This is a genomic window from Secundilactobacillus collinoides DSM 20515 = JCM 1123, assembly GCF_001435975.1.
In the GTDB taxonomy this organism is placed as follows: domain Bacteria; phylum Bacillota; class Bacilli; order Lactobacillales; family Lactobacillaceae; genus Secundilactobacillus; species Secundilactobacillus collinoides.
Genome location: NZ_AYYR01000067.1, coordinates 1 through 22,008 on the forward strand (window position 1 = coordinate 1; position 22,008 = coordinate 22,008).

The 22,008-nt window shown below is 45.6% G+C and carries 19 protein-coding genes and 2 pseudogenes; 13 read left to right on the top strand and 8 right to left on the bottom strand.

Annotated features, from left to right (window positions below):
* The 10 genes and pseudogenes from FC82_RS17205 to FC82_RS11095 form a co-directional block, all read left to right on the top strand.
* Positions 1–249: pseudogene (locus tag FC82_RS17205) on the top strand (hypothetical protein); the annotation flags it as partial.
* Between the two features lie 52 nt (positions 250–301).
* Positions 302–1,327 carry a phosphate/phosphite/phosphonate ABC transporter substrate-binding protein gene (locus tag FC82_RS11060; RefSeq protein ID WP_056997024.1) on the top strand — a complete coding sequence of 342 codons (1,026 nt, stop codon included), beginning with the start codon at positions 302–304 and terminating at the stop codon, positions 1,325–1,327.
* 26 nt (positions 1,328–1,353) lie between these two features.
* Positions 1,354–2,118: a phosphonate ABC transporter ATP-binding protein gene (phnC, locus tag FC82_RS11065; RefSeq protein WP_082620335.1), complete on the top strand. Its 765-nt coding sequence runs from the start codon at positions 1,354–1,356 to the stop codon at positions 2,116–2,118.
* Entirely contained in the window at positions 2,115–2,915 is an 801-nt protein-coding gene (locus FC82_RS11070) for an ABC transporter permease subunit (protein ID WP_056997025.1), read from the top strand. The genes phnC and FC82_RS11070 overlap by 4 nt, the downstream gene beginning before the upstream one ends.
* Positions 2,912–3,772, top strand: coding sequence for a PhnE/PtxC family ABC transporter permease (locus FC82_RS11075; protein WP_056997026.1), 861 nt, complete (start codon positions 2,912–2,914; stop codon positions 3,770–3,772). Before FC82_RS11070 ends, FC82_RS11075 begins: the two co-directional genes overlap by 4 nt.
* Before the next feature lie 37 nt (positions 3,773–3,809).
* Positions 3,810–4,556, top strand: a pseudogene (gene phnX, locus FC82_RS17360) (phosphonoacetaldehyde hydrolase); the annotation flags it as partial.
* A gap of 6 nt (positions 4,557–4,562) precedes the next feature.
* Entirely contained in the window at positions 4,563–5,702 is a 1,140-nt protein-coding gene (gene phnW, locus FC82_RS17365) for a 2-aminoethylphosphonate--pyruvate transaminase (RefSeq protein WP_056997077.1), read from the top strand.
* Positions 5,703–6,055: 353 nt separating this feature from the next.
* The gene (locus FC82_RS11085) at positions 6,056–6,427 is read left to right on the top strand and encodes a cupredoxin domain-containing protein (protein WP_175279845.1); all 372 of its coding nucleotides are present in this window, start codon (positions 6,056–6,058) and stop codon (positions 6,425–6,427) included.
* 15 nt (positions 6,428–6,442) lie between these two features.
* Positions 6,443–6,718: a cupredoxin domain-containing protein gene (locus FC82_RS11090; RefSeq protein WP_054761822.1), complete on the top strand. Its 276-nt coding sequence runs from the start codon at positions 6,443–6,445 to the stop codon at positions 6,716–6,718.
* On the top strand, positions 6,715–8,646 hold the full coding sequence (locus tag FC82_RS11095) for a copper-translocating P-type ATPase (protein WP_056997027.1): 1,932 nt from the start codon (positions 6,715–6,717) through the stop codon (positions 8,644–8,646). Before FC82_RS11090 ends, FC82_RS11095 begins: the two co-directional genes overlap by 4 nt.
* 51 nt (positions 8,647–8,697) lie before the next feature.
* On the opposite strand, the gene murI is transcribed toward FC82_RS11095, so the two are convergent.
* The 3 genes from murI to FC82_RS11110 form a co-directional block, all read right to left on the bottom strand.
* A complete protein-coding gene (murI, locus tag FC82_RS11100; protein WP_054761821.1) occupies positions 8,698–9,480 on the bottom strand; it encodes a glutamate racemase in 783 nt (260 codons plus the stop codon).
* Between the two features lie 268 nt (positions 9,481–9,748).
* The gene (locus tag FC82_RS11105) at positions 9,749–10,381 is read right to left on the bottom strand and encodes a GGDEF domain-containing protein (protein WP_161939742.1); all 633 of its coding nucleotides are present in this window, start codon (positions 10,379–10,381) and stop codon (positions 9,749–9,751) included.
* A gap of 129 nt (positions 10,382–10,510) precedes the next feature.
* Positions 10,511–10,894 carry a hypothetical protein gene (locus tag FC82_RS11110; protein WP_162260948.1) on the bottom strand — a complete coding sequence of 128 codons (384 nt, stop codon included), beginning with the start codon at positions 10,892–10,894 and terminating at the stop codon, positions 10,511–10,513.
* Between the two features lie 462 nt (positions 10,895–11,356).
* Here FC82_RS11110 and FC82_RS11115 point away from each other — a divergent pair, with 462 nt between their 5' ends.
* Complete coding sequence (locus FC82_RS11115) at positions 11,357–12,550, top strand: MFS transporter (RefSeq protein WP_054761815.1); 1,194 nt, start codon at positions 11,357–11,359, stop codon at positions 12,548–12,550.
* Between the two features lie 48 nt (positions 12,551–12,598).
* The gene (locus FC82_RS11120; protein WP_235809225.1) at positions 12,599–13,399 is read left to right on the top strand and encodes a putative ABC transporter permease; all 801 of its coding nucleotides are present in this window, start codon (positions 12,599–12,601) and stop codon (positions 13,397–13,399) included.
* 287 nt (positions 13,400–13,686) lie between these two features.
* Here the strand turns inward: FC82_RS11120 and asnB are convergent, their stop codons facing one another.
* The 4 genes from asnB to FC82_RS11140 all read right to left on the bottom strand — a co-directional run bounded on the left by asnB (position 13,687) and on the right by FC82_RS11140 (position 20,155).
* Complete coding sequence (asnB, locus tag FC82_RS11125) at positions 13,687–15,645, bottom strand: asparagine synthase (glutamine-hydrolyzing) (RefSeq protein WP_056997029.1); 1,959 nt, start codon at positions 15,643–15,645, stop codon at positions 13,687–13,689.
* Positions 15,646–16,141: 496 nt separating this feature from the next.
* Positions 16,142–16,996, bottom strand: a complete 855-nt coding sequence (locus FC82_RS11130; protein ID WP_056997030.1) for an FAD synthetase family protein — start codon at positions 16,994–16,996, stop codon at positions 16,142–16,144.
* A 214-nt stretch (positions 16,997–17,210) separates the two neighbouring features.
* Entirely contained in the window at positions 17,211–18,950 is a 1,740-nt protein-coding gene (spxB, locus tag FC82_RS11135) for a pyruvate oxidase (protein ID WP_054761807.1), read from the bottom strand.
* Between the two features lie 707 nt (positions 18,951–19,657).
* A complete protein-coding gene (locus FC82_RS11140) occupies positions 19,658–20,155 on the bottom strand; it encodes a GNAT family N-acetyltransferase (protein WP_054761805.1) in 498 nt (165 codons plus the stop codon).
* Positions 20,156–20,400: 245 nt separating this feature from the next.
* Between FC82_RS11140 and FC82_RS11145 the strand changes: the two genes are divergently transcribed.
* The gene (locus FC82_RS11145; RefSeq protein ID WP_056997031.1) at positions 20,401–21,018 is read left to right on the top strand and encodes an FMN-dependent NADH-azoreductase; all 618 of its coding nucleotides are present in this window, start codon (positions 20,401–20,403) and stop codon (positions 21,016–21,018) included.
* A gap of 315 nt (positions 21,019–21,333) precedes the next feature.
* Here the strand turns inward: FC82_RS11145 and FC82_RS11150 are convergent, their stop codons facing one another.
* A complete protein-coding gene (locus FC82_RS11150; RefSeq protein WP_054761796.1) occupies positions 21,334–21,912 on the bottom strand; it encodes a TMEM175 family protein in 579 nt (192 codons plus the stop codon).
* Between the last annotated feature and the right edge of the window lie 96 nt (positions 21,913–22,008).

Sequence of the window (22,008 nt, forward strand, 5' to 3'; positions counted from 1 at the left end):
TCCATGGCCTATTTGTATAATTTGAACTTGTTGCACTTAGATTTTAAATCCGGGGTATTAATAACTTTAAAAGAATGGCAGGAAAAATACAACAACAAAAAAGCTTCACTTTTCCGGCAACAATCCGCAAGTTCTCGTTCTATCAATCCTGTTATATCAACTTTTATTCAGAATTCACAATTGGTATTTACCAAATCTTTACATTACTGGTCGAATCCTTTACATAAGCCTAACTCTATCTTTACATAGCTCATGTAAGCTTTACTCATATCCAAAACTAACCCCACAAGGAGCTTACATGATGAAAATTTTCAAAAAGACGTTACTTGCCGCCGGATTGGTTGGCGTTGCCCTCTCAGCTGCAGGTTGTCAATCCGCGGATTCTACCGGTAATTCTGCCAGCAATAAATCCCTCTCAGTCGTTTTTCTCCCTAGTGATTCTGCTAAGGAAGCCACTGCTGCCCGTACTGCCGTGGCAAAAGAACTGAGTAAAGCAACCGGTAAAAAAGTAACCGTCAAGACGACAACGGACTACAACGTTGCCGTCCAAGCCATCGCTTCCGGCAAAGCGCAGATCGCCATGATGGGCGCCGAAGGCTACATTCAGGCTAAAAAGCAAAGCAAGGACGTTGTTCCGATTCTGACCCACTCTGGTAAATCCGGCACCTTATCGGATGCCCAATACCGCAGCTACATCATGGTACCAAAGGACAAAGCTGCCAGTTATAAAGTTAACGGTAAATATGATATTCATAAGATCAAGGGTAAGCGGATGTCTTTTGTGTCAAATACATCAACTTCCGGATTTGCAATTCCAGCCGGTGCCCTGCAACAAACCTTCAAACTGAAGAACAAGGATGACTTGTCCCAAAATGGCAAATTCTTCTCTAAAGTACTTTTCGGCGGTTCCCATCAAGGCTCAGCCGTCAACCTGCTGAAGGGAGATTCTGACGTGGCCGCCTTCGATGATACTGACCTGGTTCAATACGGAAAGTTCACCAATGATGCGTCAAAAGTTGGTGCTGACTTCAAGATCAACAAAGACGCTGCCGCACCATTCGATGCAGTTCGCGGCAAGGAAAGCATTGCCCTGGCTGTCTACCCGGTTCAAAACGAACCTGTTCTAGTAAACAAGAAGGGCGTTACTAAGACGGAAATTAACAAAATCGTCAAGGCATTTACTAGCAAACAAGTCACAAATGATCCGAAGTTCTTTGCCCCTGCCGATGCTAAAGTACGTGGCATGTTCACAAAGGATGGCAACACCAAATTTATCGCTATTAGTGATAAGTGGTATGCCCCAACTCAAAAAATTCTCGGTGAATAAAGCCTATTTAGAAGGAAGGAATTCCCGTGTTAGAAGTTAAACACTTAATGAAAAGCTACGATGGTCATAAACGATCATTAACAGACGTTTCATTTACCGTTGCAACGGGTGAGGTTGCTGCTATTATTGGGCCTTCTGGTGCTGGTAAAACCACTATTTTGCGCAGTATTAATCAACTGATAAAGGACGATGAAGGTCAGGTTCTACTCAATGAGTTGGATATGCGCCAATTGAACCGTTCGCAACTGCGACAAGCGCGGCAAAACATCGGGATGATTTTTCAAAATTACAACCTGATTGAACCGCTAACTGCCATTGAGAATGTGCTTCACGGTTGCCTTGGCAATAAATCAACCCTTGCCGGCATTTTCTCTCTTTATCGACAATCAGAGAAAGAAGAAGCATTGCAATTGCTTCAAAAAGTAGGGCTTGGTAATTTTGCTTATCAGCAATGCCGACACCTAAGTGGCGGCCAAAAGCAACGGGTGGGCATTGCGCGAGCGCTGATGCAGCATCCGAAACTCATTTTGTGTGATGAGCCGATTGCTTCCCTTGATCCAAAATCTTCGACGCTCGTCATGGAAACGTTACGCCAATTAGCGATTGAAGAACACATTTCAGTGCTCATCAACTTGCATCAGGTTGACATTTCCCGCCAGTATGCTGATCACATTATTGGCATTAACGGCGGTCAAGTAGTCTTCGATGATCATGCTGAGGCTTTAACTGATACCGCGGCTGCCCAAATTTACCGCAAAGATTTAGTGCTTAATGAGGAGGCCGCCGTATGACCCCCAAGGCGTTAACAATCAGTCAGTTCTTCTTCAAGAAACGACTCCATTTAACCTTATTAGTGCTCATTTTAGGACTGGCTTACGTGGTGTCCTCGATTGGCTTAGGGTTCCAGACAACGGCGCTCTTCCACGCGCAGGACGGACTTATTTGGCTGCTCCATAACTTCATCCCTAACGCTGAGTCCATGCGTTATTGGCAAGATATCGGCCACCAGCTCGTTCGGACGTTCCTCATTGCGGTTACATCGACCACCTGTGCAGCAGTCATCTCTTTATTTCTGGCTGCCCTGGGTGCTAATACACTAAGCCTCAATAATGCTGTAACCTGGTTTATTCGCGGTTTTTCGTCCCTAATGCGTAACATTCCTATTGTTGCTTGGGCGATGATCTTGTTATTTTCGTTCAAGCAAAATGACCTGACTGGCTTTCTCGCCCTATTCTTTATGACAATGGGCTTTCTAACACGCGCGTTCATGGAAACCATCGAGGATTTTGGCATGGACAAGATTGAAGCGCTACAGGCAACCGGCGCCAACTATCTTCAAGTGATTTTTCAAGGACTCCTACCTGAAATTGCGGCAGCCTTACTATCCTGGGTTCTTTACATGATTGAAAACAACGTTCGTGATGCCACTCTAGTGGGGTTACTCACTGGAACAGGAATCGGCTTTATCTTCGATCTGTACTTCAAAGGCATGCGCTACGGTGCAGCTGGGCTGGTGGTCCTCGCGGTTATCATTCTTGTTGTCGGTGTCGAAGTTATTTCAAATCTCATTGGGAGGTTGATTGAATGATCAAGCCAGAAAAGCAGTTGACGATTCCTACGCCGACCGCTAAAGGACCCCAATTTAAAATGCCGGTAAAGCTCAAAGATCGGCGGCGTGTCACCATTTATCTCACGTTGCTCGTACTTGCCTACTTGACCATGGTGACACTGCCAACAATGTTGCCGGATCACCTTAATCTAAAAACGGCGAGTTTAACTTTTCTGCAAAATATTCAAATCATGTTTTTTCATCCAGGGCTCAGTAATACAACCTTTGTGCAACTTATCCAAGCTCTGCTAGAAAGTATACTGTTGGCATTTTTAACCACCCTGATTGGTTCTGTGATTGCCTTTGTCTTAGCGCTAGTCAGCTTTCGACAATTGGTTCCCGCTTGGGTCGGACTGGCCATTCAGAGCTTCATGGCTTTGATTCGTGCAATTCCAAATGTGCTGTGGGTTCTGATCTACAGTGTCGTTTTCGGCCTCGGCGCTAACGCAGCAGTCATTGGATTAACATTTCATAGTGTGGCCTACCTGACGAAAGTCTATACCGATAGCATGGAAGAACTTGAACCTGATGCCATTGAAACCATGCGTGCAATGGGGCTCAAAAATGGTCCCATTATTCGCCAAGCGCTTGTCCCAAACTTCATCCCAAGTTACCTCAGTTGGACCTTCATCCGCTTCGAAATTAACTTTGCTGACGCGGTTGCTGTTGGCGCGGCCGCTGGCGCAGGTGGCATTGGGTACCAATTATTCATGGCCAGCAGTTTTTACTTTAATTTTCATGAAGTTGGTGTCATTGTCTACCTCATCTTGGTTTTCGCGATTCTACTCGAAATTGCCTCTTACCATTTGCGAAAACGCGTAATGGGCAACCAATAATCCCGCTGTTTACTCTCAACTACTAGGAGGATTTTCCATGATTGAAGCAATTGTTTTTGACTGGGCCGGCACCACAATCGACTACGGATGCCTGGCACCCGTTTCATCTTTTAAAAAAGCGTTTGCCCACTTTGGCATTACTATCCGTGACACCCTCATTCGGCAAGATATGGGGCTAGATAAGCAGACCCACATCCAAAAGTTGCTGCATGATCCAGAAATTCAGGCAGCTTGGCAGGAGCAGGAACCGGCTGTGCCGCTGAACGAGGCCGTCTCTAGTATTTATAGTCAGTTTCAAATTGAGATTGACCAGGTACTGGCTGAAACAGCCCAATTAAAACCTGGTATGATGGAACTCATTGCCTTTGCTGCTGACCATAATATTAAGCTTGCAACGACCACCGGATACACCCAGGCAATGTTAGACCGGATTCTGCCTGAGGCTGCTCGACAAGGTTACCATCCTGCTTACAACGTTACTTCTGAGCAGACCCATCAAGTCGGTCGACCAGAACCCGACATGCTGCAATTAGCCATGAGCGAACTGGGCATTACAGATCCCTCCAAGGTTATTAAGGTTGGTGATTCTGTCAGCGATATTTTAGAAGGGAAAAACGCTGGCACAATTTCTGTTGGTGTCACTGAAGGCAGTAGTTTGATTGGTCTTACCGAAGCCCAGTTCACTAGCCTGCCCATTCAAGACCAAGACATGCGACGCATGCAAGCCACAGCAATCCTAAAAGAAGCAGGCGCTGATGCAGTCTTAAACAACATCGCCGATCTGATTCCAATGATTGAATCGCTTAATGATCACCAACAAACCACGCCTTTGCTGCTCACACCCGGTCCATTGACCACAAGCAAGACCGTCAAAGAAAATATGCTTGCTGATCACGGCACTTGGGACGACGATTATAAGGAACTCACAGAATGGGTTCGCCACGAATTAGTAGCCATTGCTAACGCTAGCCAAAAAGAATATACGGCAATCCTGATGCAAGGCAGCGGATCATTTGGTGTGGAAGCAACTCTAGGAACTGCCATTCCAAAGCAAAACGCCACTTTATTAATTGCCGAGAATGGTGCTTATGGTGAACGGATGGTACAAATGGCAGACTACCTTAACATCGCTCACGTTGTCTTGAAGGTACCAGAAACTGAACCAGTTACTCGCGAATTAGTTGCAACTGCCTTGGAGGCTCATCCAGAAATCACACATTTTGCAGTAGTTCATTGTGAAACCACAACGGGAATTTTAAATCCAATTGAAACGATTTTGCCAGAGTTGCAAAAGCACAATATTGTGACCATCGTGGACGCAATGTCTAGCTTTGGCGGGGTTCCAATTGACCTGACCACCCTCCAAGCCGACTACCTCATCACGAGTTCAAATAAGTGTATTCAAGGTGTACCCGGTTTCAGTATCGTTCTCGCAAAACGTGCAACACTAGAAACAACACAATATCAGGCACGCTCACTCTCACTTGATCTGTACGAACAATATCGAACCTTTGAAGATGATAATGGAAAATGGCGTTTTACATCACCAACCCATGTGATGTACGCTTTTGCTCAAGCATTACGTGAATTGGCCGTTGAAGGCGGTATTACCGTGCGATTCCGTCGTTATCAAACTAATGAACAACGTATTCGCGAAGGCATGCTCGATATGGGATATAAGGTTGTGATTGAAGAAGCTGTACAATCGCCAATCATTACTTCCTTCCTCTACCCCACTGATGACTTTGATTTCCATGATTTTTATGAATATCTCAAAGATCGTGGTTTCATCATTCATCCGGGCAAAGTTTCGCGCGTTAACAGCTTCCGAATCGGCAACATTGGCGCCATCACCAAAACCGATATCGATCGGCTCCTCCAAGTTGTCGCCGATTACACTACTGAAGAATTACATCCAGCGCGCGCTTAATAACGTTCGCCCGCTTGTCCGCAGTCCCCCAACTGTGTCAATAATTCACCACCACCTATAACCTCTCCCAAACGCCCAGTCGATTGAAGTCCCCCCTTCAGTCGACCGGGTGTTTTTTGATTTAAACAATTCCTAACCACTTAGATGAGTGACTGGTTTGTAAAAATAAAAGATACGGCAATTCCCCAATTGGCATTTTGTACATTGCACCGGATAATAGGAGAAGTTGAAACAGCAGTATGATAACTCACAATCATTTATTAATTTCTACGCATTGTGTTGACATTTGTAAACGTAGGGATTATTCTATGCTCAAGGTTTACATATGTAGTCAAACTAGGGAGGCATTCAAAATGATTAAGATAATCGTATTAATCGTTGGTCTGGCAATCATTGGCTTTATTGGCTGGTGGTTCTTTGGGAAACATACCACTGAAGAAGTTGCCGCTGATGTCCAAGACCAGCAACAGGAAATTGATATTGAAGTCAATGGTGGATACTCGCCAGAAACCGTTGTATTAAAGCAGGGTGTTCCTGCGATTCTGAACTTCACCAGAAAAGATGCCTCGAGTTGTCTGGACCGCGTCGTATTCAGTGATTTCGGCATTAATCAAGAGCTTCCCCGGAACCAGAAGGAAGCCATCACCATTGATACCACAACCCCTGGTGAATACCAATGGGCCTGTGGCATGGATATGTTTCATGGCAAATTAATCATTAAATAACTGGAGGAAATCATTATGAGTGAAAACAAACAACAAGCAGCAGTCGAAGTCGCAGGTGGGTATAAACCTGAAAGCATTACGTTAAAACAAGGCATTCCAGCAGAACTCAGCTTCACCCGGACAAATGCCCAAGGTTGCCTCGATGTTGTCCATTCAAAGGCTCTCAACTTTGAGCAAGAATTACCCTTAAATGAAACAAAAACTGTCACGATTGATACAACTAACACTGGCGAATTCGAGTTTAGTTGCGGCATGGACATGTTCCATGGAAAGGTGGTCATTGAACCATGAGCATTAGCCAACGTTTCTGGATTTCACTGATCCTGTCACTGCCGATGGTGGCCAACATGATTCTCATGCCCTTTGGCTGGCTGTTGCCAGGAGGCGCTTGGACTCAGTTGGTACTCACAACGTTGATTATGTTAATTTCGGCCCGGCCATTTTGGGAAAGTGCTTGGGCTTCGTTTAAAAAGCACCATTCCAACATGGATACACTAGTTGCGATTGGCACCGTCACTGCCTATGTTTACAGCATCTATGCGATGATCACTAGCCAGGATGTCTTCTTTGAAAGTGCCGCTTTTGTGACAACCTTTGTGCTGTTGGGTCAAGTGTTCGAAGAACGAATGCGGAATAACGCCTCAAACGCCGTTGAAAAGCTGGCCAATTTGCAGGCTAAAGATGCTGAAGTATTACGTGACGGGCAGTTCACAAAGATTCCCCTTTCTGAGGTTGTTGTCGGTGACATGATTCGGGTCAAACCCGGGCAAAAGATTCCGGTTGACGGGATCATCACTGAAGGTACCTCAAGTGTTGACGAATCGATGGTGACTGGCGAAAGTATGCCGGTTGAAAAGAAAATGGACGACGCGGTCATTGGGGCCACCATCAACGGCAACGGCACGTTTACTTTCAAGGCTAATAAGATTGGTGAAGACACCATGTTGTCACAGATTGTTGAACTGGTTAAAAAAGCCCAAAACAGTCATGCACCGATTCAGAATTTGACGGACAAAGTCTCCGATATTTTCGTCCCTATCGTGCTCATTTTGGCAATTTTGACATTCTTGATCTGGTACGTTTTCTTGGATGCGAGCGTGGCTAATGCGCTGATTTTCGCAGTTTCCGTTGTGGTTATTGCGTGCCCATGTGCCCTTGGCCTTGCGACACCGACTGCACTGATGGTGGGCACTGGCCGCGGTGCCAAAATGGGAATTCTTATCAAAGATGGTACCGTCTTGGAGGCCGTTAACGACATTCAAACCGTTGTGTTCGATAAAACCGGCACCATTACCGTTGGGAAGCCTCAAGTAACTGATATCGTTGGGGATACCAAACAAGTCCTCAGCATCGCTGCCAGTTTGGAAGAAAATTCTGAACATCCGTTGGCTGCTGCAATTCTTGACCGTGCGAAAACCGACCAAGCACAAACGCAGCCCACAACTGGTTTTAAAGCCATCGAGGGAAAGGGCGTTGAAGCCCAGATCAATGATCAGCGCGGTGTCGTGGGCAATGATAAACTGGCTCAAGACTTGGTCTTTGGCGATGCATTAAAACAGCAAATGGTCACACTGCAGAATCAAGCAAAAACAGTCGTTCTGGTCGGGTTAGACCAAACTGTCATCGGCTTAATTGCCATCCAGGACGTGCCTAAGGATACTTCACGTGAAGCTATCGCCGACCTAAAAGCCCGTGGACTAAAGACGGTCATGCTAACCGGCGATAATCAGCGAGTCGCCCAGGCTGTTGCAGAAGAAGTTGGAATCGATGATGTAATTGCTGACGTGCTGCCTGGTGATAAAGCTGACCACATCGCCGACCTTCAAAAGACGGGTAAGGTTGCCTTCGTTGGTGACGGAATCAATGATGCACCCGCCCTCACGACAGCCGATGTCGGCATTGTCATGGGATCAGGTACCGATATCGCTATTGATTCTGGTGGTATTGTCCTTGTTAAAAATGATCTGCGTGATGTTGATCGGGCACTTGCGCTGAGTAAAAAAACATTCAACCGAATCAAACTCAATCTGTTTTGGGCGTTCGTCTACAATGTGCTTGGCATTCCAGTTGCTGCCGGAGTCTTCTACTTTATCGGCCTCAGTCTCAGCCCAGAGTTAGCCGGTTTGGCCATGGCGTTCAGCTCACTGTCCGTGGTTACCAGTTCAGTCTTACTGAATAAGGCAAAAATAAAACCAAAGCGTAATGTTCAAGTTGATTAACGATAAAAATAGCGGCGCCGGCAAAATTAAATTTGCCGGCGCCGCTATTTTTTACAACCCAATGCCACTGTCAAATAACTGCTGATATAACGCTAATTCCGCAACCGTTTGCCGGCTGCTCATGAATTTTACCGTTTGTTTAACATGGTCGTGCCGCAACAAATGACGATCTGTTAATTGACGCTTTAGATAGTTTGTCAGGCCTTCATAGCCCGTATACAAAGTCACTGGATGATCAAACTGTGCTTGAATCAATTTACCGATAAATGGGTAGTGCGTGCAGCCTAAAACCACGCCATCAACTGGTTTTTCAAGCATCGGAGCCATTAATTCAGACAGGTGTGCTTCAATCTCCGGCAACCCATCGTGTCCTTGTTCGATGAGGTCTGCTAACCCCGGACACGGCAGCGAATAAACATTGGCCTGACTATCGAACCGCGCAACTTGAGCGCGATATTTCGGAAGACTAATCGTGAGCGGTGTCCCCATGACCAAAATGTCTTTCTTGCCGGCATCTACCGCCTCTTTTAGAGCTGGTTCAATGCCCAAAATTGGCATGTCAGGATATTTAGTCATCAGTTGTGGTTTGGCGGCACTGGTCGCTGTATTGCAGGCAATCACAATTGCTTTAACGGCCTGCGCGCGTAACTGATCAATGACATGGTCGGCTAATTTTTGAACTTCAGCAGCACTCTTTTCGCCATAGGGTGCATTGGCTGAATCGCCGTAAAAGATAAAGCTTTCGTCTGGAAGCAGTTTTGTTAGCGTTTGAAGCGTACTGATACCGCCAACACCAGAGTCCAAAACACCAATGGGAGCTTGTTGACTTACCATGATATAAACCTCTTTTGAAAAATAGAGTCTAGAGCAACTGAGTGGTCAGTCCTTCTAGCTTTTTTGAACGTTATTGTGCTGAAACTACAGTATAGTACAATAATCGCCAAACCGCCAAATGACGGTGCGTTTTTTAAGAAAGAGATTAAAAAAGTATCAATCATCAATAAACCATATTTAAAATTTCAATTTCTAAGTTACATTACATACACAAGTTCCGCCAGGCAGAGGGTTTCTGCTCTGCACCCTACGCGCTTTGCTTTACTCGCTACCCTGCTGAAATCGTAATTCGATCCCGCCCAGTATTTTTAGACTGGTACAAATTCTTATCTGCGCGACGAAACGCTTCGGTGGCATTTCGATCCTTACCAGTCATCGTTGTGATACCAAACGAGGCCGTTATTTGAATATGCTGACCGCGGTCACGTACAATCAGCTTACGCAGACTGGTCTGACAAATTTCAGTAATTCGCTGGGCATTGTCTGCTGAACAATCCACTAAAATGGCCGCAAACTCTTCGCCACCAGTCCGGTACAGGCAGTCTTGATAGCCTTGGTCGTTTAAAATGTGTTGAACTGTACTGGATACCGCCATCAGCACTTGATTACCCGCCAAATGGCCAAACGTATCATTAACATCCTTAAAGTGGTCCACGTCAAACACGACCAGTGCCGCCTGACGATTGTGACGCACGATGCTATATACTCGGTCCAGGTCATCGCGAAACATCATCCAGTTGCGGGCTCCCGTTAGTGCGTCATACTGCACTTCCTGAGTCAATTTTGCGATAACTCGCTGATCATTGTGCAAGTGCCGGTTGAAAATATATACGCCTGCACCGCAGACCACAAAACTGATAACTTGAACGATTAATTGGGATCGACTGATTGAATAGCTCACTGAAACTGAATACCAGGAAAACATGCCGATTGCCAGGGGCGGTATCGCATATAGTACCGGTCGCTGATCAAAAAAGTGACTATATAAGCGTTCGGTAAATATTATCGACCCCGCAACCATGAAAACGATTCACGTATAGACCGACATTGACCCGGTACCGCCTAAAATTATGGCGCCCATTGATTGGGCAATAACAAAACTCCAGACCGATTTCAGCATTAAATTGCTGTAGATTAAAACAAGAAACTGCGCGTTAATGAAAACCCAATATAGCGTCGTGTCGGTTGTTTGACGCCACCAAGATTGCGCCAAAAAATAAAGACCTATCAAGACAATAATCACGTAGATAACCAGCCCTAATTCCTGACGAAACACGTTTAACCAATGTTTTTTTGCTGCTAGCCGTTCACTATCAGCTTCAATATTACCAAAAATTGCAGCGAACCCAGTCAGACCGAAAGTCAAAAAGACCACGCTGCTGAATAAATCACGCCAAAACATGCGATTATTCACCGCCTTACTTTAAACTGTCTAATTTTAAACCACCTATTTTTAATAAATGAATGGTATAATACCTAATTTTATAGTAACACTTTATGCGTTAACAATTCATTGCTTATTGATAATTACGATTCGCGGACCTGACAGTCAGCCGCTTCTTGTCTGGTATCAACCGCCCTTGTTTGATCCGGTCACCGGTCCAACACCGAAAACGCTCGATATAAATCACCGTTATCATCTCTTAATCATGTCCTCAGCGAGGTTAAACACGTTCGTGCCGGTGTTGACGTCACAAGTGACCCAATCTGCCTTGCGACACAATCTAAAATATGCTAAACTTTGCTAAACTGAACTTAATCAAATAACTTAAATTCTAATAGCGGGACACTTTTCCCGTCATGTTACTAACGAGCACAGCTTGCTAGGCGAGAATCGCCTAGTCGACTGTGCTTTTTTGAATCTGGAGGGATTGCTATGCATCATAAACGCTTCATCAGTTTTGCACTTTTACTCATTCTCATTGCCGCTAACATGCGGATCGCAATCATTGTTATTCCACCGCTGACCACCTTGCTGCAACGCAGTCTGGGCCTGTCCACATCAGAAATCGGCTCCCTGACTTCCATTCCCCTGCTTTGTTTCGGAGTGTTTTCAGCGATAGGGAGTTTCATTATCAAACGAATCGGCCTACATACCACGTTAATGACCGGTTTGATCGTGCTTACCATTGCCAACTTTGTCCGGATATACTCACCAACACTGCTTTTCGTCGGCACCCTGTTCGTTGGTCTCGCGATTGCTGTGTTAAACATTGGGGTGCCGATTCTAGTGCTCTCCTGGTTCCCAAGTGAACAAATACGGCTCAACGGGCTTTACACTGCCTCGCTTAACCTATTTGCTGCCATCGTTGCAGGTGGGTCTGCTGCTGTCGCCCAGCACTTGGGTTGGCAAACTACCGTGCAACTCATCTCCATTCCGGCGCTTCTGGCCGTTATCTACCTCACCGTATTCCTGATTCGAACACCGAAACAGGCACCGCAATCACAAACGGCAACTGATGCTGCGCCCGCAACAAAACAGAACCACCACTCATCCGTTTACAAAAATAATGCGGTCTGGTTGTTAATGGTCTTCATGGGTGCACAATCGGCCATCTACTATGCAGCGGTGGCCTGGCTGCCCAGCCTGTTGACCAGCCACGGACTATCGGCTACCACTAGCAACCTTATCTTCGGTGTTTTCCAAATTATCGGTGTTCCCTTTTCCTACTGGGCGCCAAGATTTCTCACCGGCTATAAACAATTACGAATCGGTCTTACCCTTATTTTACTGGGGTATCTCATCGGTCTGGCGCCATTCCTGTTCGATAGCGGCACCGTAACGCTCACATTGGCCACAATGATTCTTGGTGCTACGACTGCGGCGATCTTCTCGCTTGCCCTGAGTTTGATTACAATTCTTGCTAATAATCCGGACGAGGCTGGACAAATTGGCGGTCTCGCGCAGTCAGGCGGTTACCTCATTGCCAGTGTTAGCCCCGTTTTGCTAGGGGTACTTCAAAGTCAGACCCACTCCTGGAGCATCATCGTTGTTGTACTCATGGTGCTCGCGGTCATCAACATTTCAATTGGATTTGTCCTGAATCGCGTTCATTTCAAACGCGCATAGTGCTGGTTTGGTATACTAAAGAAAACGTTGATGACGGGGGAGATTGTCGTGGCTTACAATTTAACATTGGAATACAATTTCACGATTTGGGTGCTGTATTTCTTCGCCTACGCCTTTGTAGGGTTGCTGTGGGAAAGCGGATACGTGAGTGTACGAAAGAGAAAATGGACGAATTCGGGCTTTTTAAACGGGCCAGCAATTCCCGTTTATGGGTTCAGTATGATTGCTGTGCTCGCCGCGATTCGACCGTTTGAAAACAACCTCATAGCCGTCTATTTCGCCAGTGCCATCATGATCACACTGATCGAATACGTCACCAGTTGGTTGATGGAAGTCTTCTTCCACGCCCGTTGGTGGGATTACAGCAAGGTGCCATTAAACTTGAACGGCCGGGTCGCCCTGCCAATTTCCGCGTTCTGGGGAGTGGGCGTGCTCGTAATCGTTAAAGTCATCCACCCGCTCGTCTCAAGAGCCGTTCTGCATTTAGCTGCCCTTCACGGCATCTTTGGCGCTATCGTCTTGCTGGTCCTCTTCGCCTTCGACTTTGGCTTTACCTTAGCAAATGTCTTGGCCTTCGGTGCTGCCACGAAACGCATTGGTGACGTTATTGAAGATAAGAAGCAAGAATTACGCGAACGCAGCGATGCCACCCTGGAATCCGCTAAAAATTGGCTGGATACTTACCGAACCGGTCAGGATACCGGCGAAAAAGTGCCGCGTTTGAATTACGTGCAACGGCGACTCCTCCACGGTTTTCCGAACTTGAAAGTTCACGGTACCGATACCTCTGCTAAAGAAATCACCGCCCTGGCAGATGTGATGAAACGACGTCGAAAACAAGATAAATAATACCTAGGTTTAAAAATGAAAAGGGACTGGTGGTCTGTGAAATATGTGACCATCAGTCCTTTTATGACGTCATATTTAATTAAGCATAAGAGCGACGCCATCGTGTGTGTATCGGTCGCAGATTTTATTGCTTATGAGATGCAATCACCGCGTTCGTGCAACTCTACGTTGTCTAATGAAGACTGTCACTCATTAGACAAAAAGACGGGCCACATTGGGCGCGTCTTTTTAATATTTACTGGTACAAAAAAGCGAGTCCCGCCAATGGGACTCACTTTTTATTTACACTAAACTAATTTTCCACTATCCATCAAAGCCTTAACTTCAGGCTGAACATGGCCATATTTCTTCACAGTCCCGTCAAAATCGATAAAGAACAGTTTGTACCAAACCAAGAACGTATAGATGGTCCAGATTTGACGACGGGCATCCGTTTTACCATCAAAATTATCCTGCAAAATCTTCAAAATCTTGTCCTGGTCGAAAATATCTGACACCCAATCTTCCTTGAACAGGTCGCGGACAACGTCACAGTAGTCATCCTCACGCAACCAGGTCTTGATTGGGACTGGGAACCCGAGCTTTGGCCGGTTGGCAAAGTCGGCGGGCAAATGCTTGCCGGCAGCCTTCCGGAAGGCCCACTTGGAATCCTTGCTGTTCAACAGCATGTTGCTTGGCACATTGTTGGCAAAGTCAGCAACTTCCTTATCCAGGAATGGAACCCGGAGTTCAAGGGAGTGCGCCATCGAGATCTTGTCGGCCTTTTGCAGAATATCGTTTAACATGAAGTGGTGCAGGTCGATATATTGCATCTGCTTGATTTCTTCAGCATCCTTGACCTTGGCGAAGTCTTCCTGGTAGATGCCGTTGACTGTCAAATCGTTCTTGTAGTCGGCGGTCAAAATACCGTTGGCTTGGTTCGCCGTGAAGATGGTTGGTTGGTCGGGATCGTAAATCAGGGATTCACCGACGTAGTAGTCAGCAGGCTTGGCTGCCCAGGTGTACAATTGCGTTTTTCCTGGGAAGTTCTTCATCTTCTTGATGCTGTGACCGATGCTGTAGCGCAGGCCCTTTGGTAAATGACGAATACCGTTCGCCACCGCCTTGACCGCACCATTAGTTGAATGTTCACCGTAGTTCACATAGCCGGCAAACAGTTCATCAGCACCTTCACCTGAAAGGGCAACCGTCACCTTCCGACGTGCTAAACGGCAGAGGTACCATAGTGGCATCACAGACGGGTTAGCGTCCGGTTCGTCCAAGTGATACTGCATCTCAGGGAAATCATCAAAGGCTTCCCGCGGGTTCACCGTTTCTACGTTAAAGTTAAAGCCGTTTTCATCCGCCAATTCCTTAGCGACACTGGCTTCGTCAAAGGGACCGTTATTAAAGTTGACACTGAAGACTTCTTGCGGTTTCAAAACGGTCGTGACGTATGACGAATCGACCCCTTCAGACAGAAAGCTCCCAACGGGCACATCGGCGTTATCATGCATGTCGATCGAGTTTGTCACCACATCATCGATCTCATCAACGACTTGGTCGACGCTGCGGCCCTTTTCAATGTTGTACTGGGCATCCCAGTACTTGTGAATATCTAATTGGCCGTCCTTGTATTCAAACCAGTGACCAGCTGGGAAGCGGTACACACCCTTAAAGAAGGTTTCTTTCAGGTCGTTGTACTGGTTCATCAGGTATGGCTTCACGGCCTTCTTGTTGAGCTCCAGCTTGAAGTTCGGGTGCTTCATAAAGGACTTGATTTCAGAGCCCACAATGAACGTTTCGCCGTTTTGGTAATAGTACATTGGCTTGATACCAAAGAAGTCCCGGGCGCCATACAGCGCCTTCTTATTCATATCATAGATCAAATAAGCAAACATCCCGCGAACACGTTTAAGTGTGCCCGCCATACCCCATTCTTCATAACCATGCAGCAGCACTTCGGTATCGGCCTTGCTCGTAAAGGTATGGCCTTTTTCGATCAATTCTTTACGCAGTGCCTTGTAGTTATAAATTTCACCATTAAACGTGACGAGAATTGAACCATCTTCATTATAGATAGGCTGTTTCCCGGACTTCAGGTCGATAATACTGAGGCGAACAAAGCCCATGGCCACTTCATCATTCGTATACTTACCACCGCCGCTCACGTTAGGGCCACGATGTTGAATCATCTTAAGCATTGAATCAAGAACGGCTGGTTTGTCTTCTACTTGCGGATCACTAAAGGCAATAATGCCACACATACTGTTGTTCCTCCCTGTATCTTATCTTGCGTTACTTCCTACAAATAACGCTTCGTTTTTGTCGAAGTTAAAACATAATTATACTCTAAATCACACCATTTAGACAGGTCTTAACCCAACGTTCCCCTCATTAATGGCCGAACGTTTCTAAACAGGAATACTGTACTCGATTTCAATGCTGAAAGTCCAGTATGTTTGCTTTAGCGTTAAGTTTCCTTAAGATTTGTGTAAACTACAGTTGGCAGAAAAGCAGCACTTCTGTGGGATAAACATTCCAACACTCAGTTGATCCTGCTAAAAATGCCGTTGCATGCTGCCCTCGACGGCTCAATTGACTATGGCAAACCCATATTGATGTGAAACGTCTAAACGGACACATCAAAAATCCCGAAAGATTTTTAATGCGTCCGTTTAGACGTTATTAAGCAGCTCATATTTTTGCGAAAACGACTTGGATTTCACAGTCGCATTCACTGTGTGACTGGCGCTGATTTCATTAACCCTCAGCTACCCGTCTACTGGGCAGCACCAATTCAGCTGTATCAACGCTTAACTGCTGCAACCAAGTCACCTTAACGCTAATTGGTGCGTTATCTTGCGGTTTGATGCCTGACAGCATCACCGTGATCTGTTGGTTCTCTTCTACTGTGACCACAGCTGGTTCTTGTAAGTGGTCATCGCGAACGATGCAGAAATACCTGCCCGCCGCCGGCAACTGCTGGAGTGGACTATCAGGTGTAATGATCAAGAGGTGGTGGGCAGCCGTCAACTGCCCAGTTAATTCATAAGCATAACCCAGCAAAGCATTGGCAGCCTTAATTTCGCCATGGCCGATCAAGTGGCGAATCCGGGTAGAGCTCACCTTTTCACGACGTTCAGTCAATTGTTTAACGGTCACAACGTCAAACCGACCGTCACTCAATCGATCTAAATCCGCCATGCCATGACTGCCGCCGCGGCCAAATGTGTAGTCAAAACCGGCTACGACTGCCTGCGCGTTTAATTTCAAAAGGTACTGATCGACAAACTCCGTGGGCGTCAAGCCAGCCAATCGCTGATCAAAATCCGCAATGTAGAGCAAATTAACCTCATTTTCAGCCATATGGGCCGTTTTTTGATCAATTGTATTGAGATACCGGAATGGCGAATCAGGCTGAAATAAGCGCGAAGCATGGCGGTTAAAGGTCATCACAGCAAGCGGCAGGTGCCGTTCATCCGCAAGCCGTTTAGCTGTTTGAATGACCTGCTGATGACCCTGGTGCACGCCATCGAAAAAGCCGAGCGCTAGCACAATTGGTGCCTGTTTTGGCATCTGATTTAATTTTTGAGCGTTGAGTGCAATCACCTTCATGAATGAAGTGCCTCCTGATTGGTCTGGTGAATTTTGAGACGATGCTATGTTTCTTCAATGACACGCTTGACTATGTATGAAAAAAGGTGCGGCACCTAACAGTGCGGCACCTTTTCTCTGAGCAAAATGACATCCTGCTCGTTTTAAACGGAAAGTGTTTTTCTTATGAGTTACGATAACGCCCGCAGTACCTAATCAAAAAATCCTGGGTGATTTAGGCTTGCGCTTGCTTTAAAAAATAACTGAATGGCTTCAAGTCTTGAGCATCGTATGTCTTAACGAACTCATCAACCTTGGCTTGGTCTTGCCATGAAGGGTCGATAAACATGTGTTCAGTCGTGAATGGCATCTTGTGGGTGTACTTGACGTCGATCAATACTGGCTTATCAGTCTTCTTAGCTTCTTCCAAAGCCTTCTTGAATTCATCCTTAGTCTTAACAGTGAAGGTAACGGCACCGTAGCCTTCGCCGACCTTAGCCCAGTCAGTGGCAATCAAATCAGTCCCTGATTGTGGTTGGTGAGAGTCATCGCGTTGTTCAGCTTCGATGTATCCTAAAGTTTCGTTACTGAAGACAATGTTTACGATGTGCATGTTGTACTTCACTTGAGTCAACAACTCTTCTGATAACATTGCGAAACCACCATCACCACTCAGGCTGTAAACTTCGCGGTCTGGATAGTTGGTCTTGGCTGACAATGATGAAGGAACAGCCCAGCCCATGGTTGCGTAAATTCCTGAAGTACACCACTTTTGGTCGCCATGCATCTTTAAGAGACGTTCGAAGTCAATGTTGACGTTACCAACATCGATTGAGAAGACAGCATCATCAGCGGCTTCTTGGTTCAAAACGTCAAAGATAGGTTCTGGACGAACTGGTGATTCAGTGCTGTCCTTGAAGCTAGCTTGCCATTCGTCCCAGTTCTTCTTGTCAGCTAATGCAGCGTTGTAGAAGGCTGAAGCTTCACGGGCTTCACCAGCGTCAACTAAAGCGGTTAAAGCCTTCTTTGCATCAGCTAACATAGGAACATCGGTGTGATGACGTTTCCCAAATTTCTCTGAGTTCACATCAATTTGGATAACCTTAGCCTTCTTGTTGAACAGGAAGATACTAAATGGCACGTTGTTCCCAACCCAAACGATCAAGTCAGTACTGAAACCAATTTCAGCGCCCGGCTTTGGTGCAACACGACCAGTTGAACCAAGGTATGCTGGGTAGTTATCTTCAATGATGCCCTTACCTAATACGGAAGAAACTAATGGCATCTTGAACTTTTCTGAAGCTGCCTTTAATTCTTCACCGGCACCCTTGGCACCAACACCAAAGTAGATCATTGGTGACTTAGCATCCTTGATCAGCTTAACAGCATTGTCAACGGATTCCTTAGTAGGAGCTGGGTAGTTGACAACATGCACGTCAGCGTTTGTTTCGAAGGTATCATCAATTTCAGCCCAACCAAAGTCCTTTGGAATGGTCAAAACAGCAACACCCTTGTGTTCGTATGCTTGACGGATAGCTTCATCAGTCAACATAGGGAGACTTTCAGCAGTCATAGCAGTCCGGTTCCAAACCGAAACGTCATCGAAGATTGGTTCTTCGTCCATGGCTTGGAAGAAGTCCATGTTCATCTTTGATGATGGTACTTGGGCAACGATAGCTAACAATGGAATCCCATCTTCCTTAGCATCGTATAACCCGTTCATCAAGTGAACGGCACCAGGACCGGCAGAGCCGAAGCAGACACCGATCTTACCAGTGTATTTGTAGTCAGCAGAAGCAGCGATGGCGCCGGCTTCTTCGTGACGAACTTGGACATATTTGAGTGTGTCCTTTTGATTGTGGATGGCGTTCATTGTTGAATCAAATGAACCACCAGGTAAACCGTAGATGTGTTTAACACCCCAGTCTTGAATTACTTTGAGAACAGCATCTGAACCGCTAATTTTTTCAGCCATTAATAATGGCCTCCTTACTTTTTAGAAATAACTTTTTTATTACGAGGATTATTCTAGGACCATTATTTTGAAATGTAAACGCTTAAATTTATAATTTTTAATTAATCGCCCCCATTTTCATGAAATCGTTAAGCGGTCAAACCCGCGTGACTGTAACGTTTAGCAACCGTTTACATTTCTTAAAAAATTAATTGAATTTTTTTTACTTTTCCTGTTTTTCGATAGATATTTTCATAATAAGTTAGTGAAATTTGAGAATATTTTGATGGTATTCACGTTTTGGATTACCGGCATGTCATTTTCGGAATGGTTGCTGTTAAGGCAAAGCAAACGTTAGACGCACGTTAATTTTCTGACTGTTATCATTTTCACAAGATTACTGAAAGTAATTAACATTGGCATCTATTTTTCATCCGATTTTCATAGCATTCTTACATATTGAAATTCAATATCAGGCTCTGACAAGTTGAACTATCAACTATTTTCAAAAAAGCCAATAAGGAAATTTTATAATTATTATCGAAATATTAAATCAAACGTTTTTGTGAATAACTATCAAGCCAATTTTAAGTTGCCATGGGCTGCCGTTTTGACTCATCGTAAAAGGGACCCCACCTAAAAACCCGTTCAGGTTTTAGGTGGGGTCCTTCTATTCTGGGAACAAACCCGTCTATTGTCCCACTTTTTTGACTATAATTTTCCAACTATTAGTCAAAATGTCGACCGAGAATATCTAAACTTCGTAATTGGCCATCCATTTCAGCAACTTCTAGTAAATGGCCCCACGTCTCAAAGCCGTTCTTTTTAAACAGACCTTGGCTGGGAACATTGTGCGTAAAAATAAACGCAACGATATTTTGCAGTCCTAGTTTTGGCAATTGGGCAAACACATGATCCAAGGATTGTTGCCCCAGACCCTGATGGCGAAAATCTTCATCAATGTAAATACTGACCTCTGCTGTCTGATGATAAGCCGGTCGGCCGTAAAATGATTCAAGACTGACCCAGCCGGCAATTCTGTCGTCATCCTTGATCACCCAAAGCGGACGTGTTGTGGGATCAAAGGACGCAAACCAGTCTTCACGTGAAGCAACTGAAATGGGTTCAAGATCTGCGGTTGCTAACCGACTGGGAATGATTTCGTTATAGATATGAACAATCGTAGGTAGATCAGCGTGTGTTGCGTACTCAAATGTCACGGTCAATGTCGTGTGCCTCCAGTTTTAATATCGTGCCCATTTTACGATAATTGTTGATGTCACGCAACGTTACATCGAGATGCGCATAATCATGACAGTCAACGTTAGCACATTATTGATAATAAATCGCGATTTTATGCGATTTGCAGTTCAACCTCACATAAGCACGGCATCACATTTAGATTGTTAAATTTGACCAGAATCGCTATCATATAGGTAACAAGATAGTCAAGAAAAGGATGGTGGCCCGCATGACTAACGTACTGGTAATTAAAGCAAATCCTAAGCCGACTTCGGAATCACGATCACTAACCGTACTCGAGCATTTTTTAAGTGCCTATCTTAAGCGGCATCCAGCCGATACCGTTGTTGTCCGTGACCTGTATGATGAGCGGTTCCCCGACTTTGACCGGGTCTTAGTGACCGCCCAGCGGGCCTTAACTGCCGGAAAAGCCTTTGACGATTTGGCTGTTGACCAGCAGGCGCGCCTAACTGTGTTTCGTCAAGCAACACAGCAATTCATCGATGCAGACAAGGTCATCATTGCGAACCCGCTGTGGAATTTAATGATTCCCGGAAAATTGAAGGCCTGGTTTGATACCATCTGTGTGGAAGGTCAGACCTTTGAAACGGTTGCGGTGGGTGAACGGCCACTGGCGCCGGGCAAGCATGTGCTGCACATACAGGCAGCCGGCGGCGTCACAAACGGCCAAAACCTCGCCAGTCGGTACGTAAAGGATGTCATGACCTTTTTGGGTGCCCAGGTCACTTCGTTGCCAGTGGAAGGTATGGACCGTTACCCCGACCGAGCGGAAACCATTGTTACTGATGCGTTCAAAACGGCAGAAGCCATTGCTAAAACATTTTAAATTGTCCTAAACCAAGAGCTTGAAGCAAGACAGTTAAGAGGCGATGCATAACGGATTCTGAGGCGAAAAATCGACCTGTTTTTTTGAGTCAGACCTGTTGACGTACTGGTCCCGGATCCTCGTAAAATCTGTTCCACCTATTCACCCAGAAGCAGGTTTTCAAATTTATCTCCCCACCTAATTGCAAGACAGCAAGTGAGAAAGTTTGCCGTCAGTATATAAAAGCGGCCTCCTCTGAAAATGCCAAATTTGGATTTTCACAGGGGCCGCTTTTATGGTCAAGATCAGTCCTTTGCCGTGTATTGTTTAATAAGTCTACTTGAGTTGCCGACGCCGATGCCGCACAAAGTTTTGATGCGGGATAACAAGATACATCCCAATCACAATAACCCCAGTCGTCAGCGCAACATCTGGTAAAAAGAATGAGCAGATTGCCCCAAGGACCATGATTACCATCATGACACTCATTTCACGGCCGGCCATAATATTGGTCGGGTAGCGTGGATCCGCTTTATGTGCCTCGTGCCCTAGAAGAAACAGAAAAACAGCCCAACCGAAAATGACGGCGATGTAAGTTACCTGCGGCAAAAACCTAGTCGGGTAGGTTGCAACCCAAGCGGTTGAAACGGGCACCAGTGAGACCCACAGTAATAAGGCCATGTTCACAATGAAAACACCATAACTGACGGTATGCATTGCTTCAAACATGAAGTGGTGGGTCGCCCACAAATTCGTTAACCCTACAAATGAGATCACGTAGGCCAGCAGCGGTACAATTTCTTTTTGAATGGCAGGCCATGTGTACCCATTTGGTGTATGTAGTTCGAGAACCATGATCGTCATAATAATTGCTAGAATGGCATCCGTGAATGCCTCTAATCGTCCTTTGTTCATCTTTCCTGCCCCCAATAGCGTTTGTCTAACATCTATCATACCGAATTATGGTAAATGTTGGCAAAAATCGGCACTCAGAATGTGCCCAATGTTTCA

Bases quoted from the DNA above. Each gene is read 5' to 3' on its own strand.
- FC82_RS11130 (WP_056997030.1), bottom strand. From the start codon at position 16,996: ATGAAGGTGATTGCACTCAACGCTCAAAAATTAAATCAGATGCCAAAA.
- asnB (WP_056997029.1), bottom strand. From the start codon at position 15,645: ATGTGTGGCATTATTGCCTTTAGTGATCCGCAAGTAGAAGACAAACCA.
- phnW (WP_056997077.1), top strand. From the start codon at position 4,563: ATGATTGAATCGCTTAATGATCACCAACAAACCACGCCTTTGCTGCTC.
- murI (WP_054761821.1), bottom strand. From the start codon at position 9,480: ATGGTAAGTCAACAAGCTCCCATTGGTGTTTTGGACTCTGGTGTTGGC.
- FC82_RS11060 (WP_056997024.1), top strand. From the start codon at position 302: ATGAAAATTTTCAAAAAGACGTTACTTGCCGCCGGATTGGTTGGCGTT.
- FC82_RS11095 (WP_056997027.1), top strand. From the start codon at position 6,715: ATGAGCATTAGCCAACGTTTCTGGATTTCACTGATCCTGTCACTGCCG.
- FC82_RS11090 (WP_054761822.1), top strand. From the start codon at position 6,443: ATGAGTGAAAACAAACAACAAGCAGCAGTCGAAGTCGCAGGTGGGTAT.
- FC82_RS11085 (WP_175279845.1), top strand. From the start codon at position 6,056: ATGATTAAGATAATCGTATTAATCGTTGGTCTGGCAATCATTGGCTTT.
- FC82_RS11115 (WP_054761815.1), top strand. From the start codon at position 11,357: ATGCATCATAAACGCTTCATCAGTTTTGCACTTTTACTCATTCTCATT.
- FC82_RS11145 (WP_056997031.1), top strand. From the start codon at position 20,401: ATGACTAACGTACTGGTAATTAAAGCAAATCCTAAGCCGACTTCGGAA.
- FC82_RS11075 (WP_056997026.1), top strand. From the start codon at position 2,912: ATGATCAAGCCAGAAAAGCAGTTGACGATTCCTACGCCGACCGCTAAA.
- spxB (WP_054761807.1), bottom strand. From the start codon at position 18,950: ATGGCTGAAAAAATTAGCGGTTCAGATGCTGTTCTCAAAGTAATTCAA.
- FC82_RS11150 (WP_054761796.1), bottom strand. From the start codon at position 21,912: ATGAACAAAGGACGATTAGAGGCATTCACGGATGCCATTCTAGCAATT.
- FC82_RS11070 (WP_056997025.1), top strand. From the start codon at position 2,115: ATGACCCCCAAGGCGTTAACAATCAGTCAGTTCTTCTTCAAGAAACGA.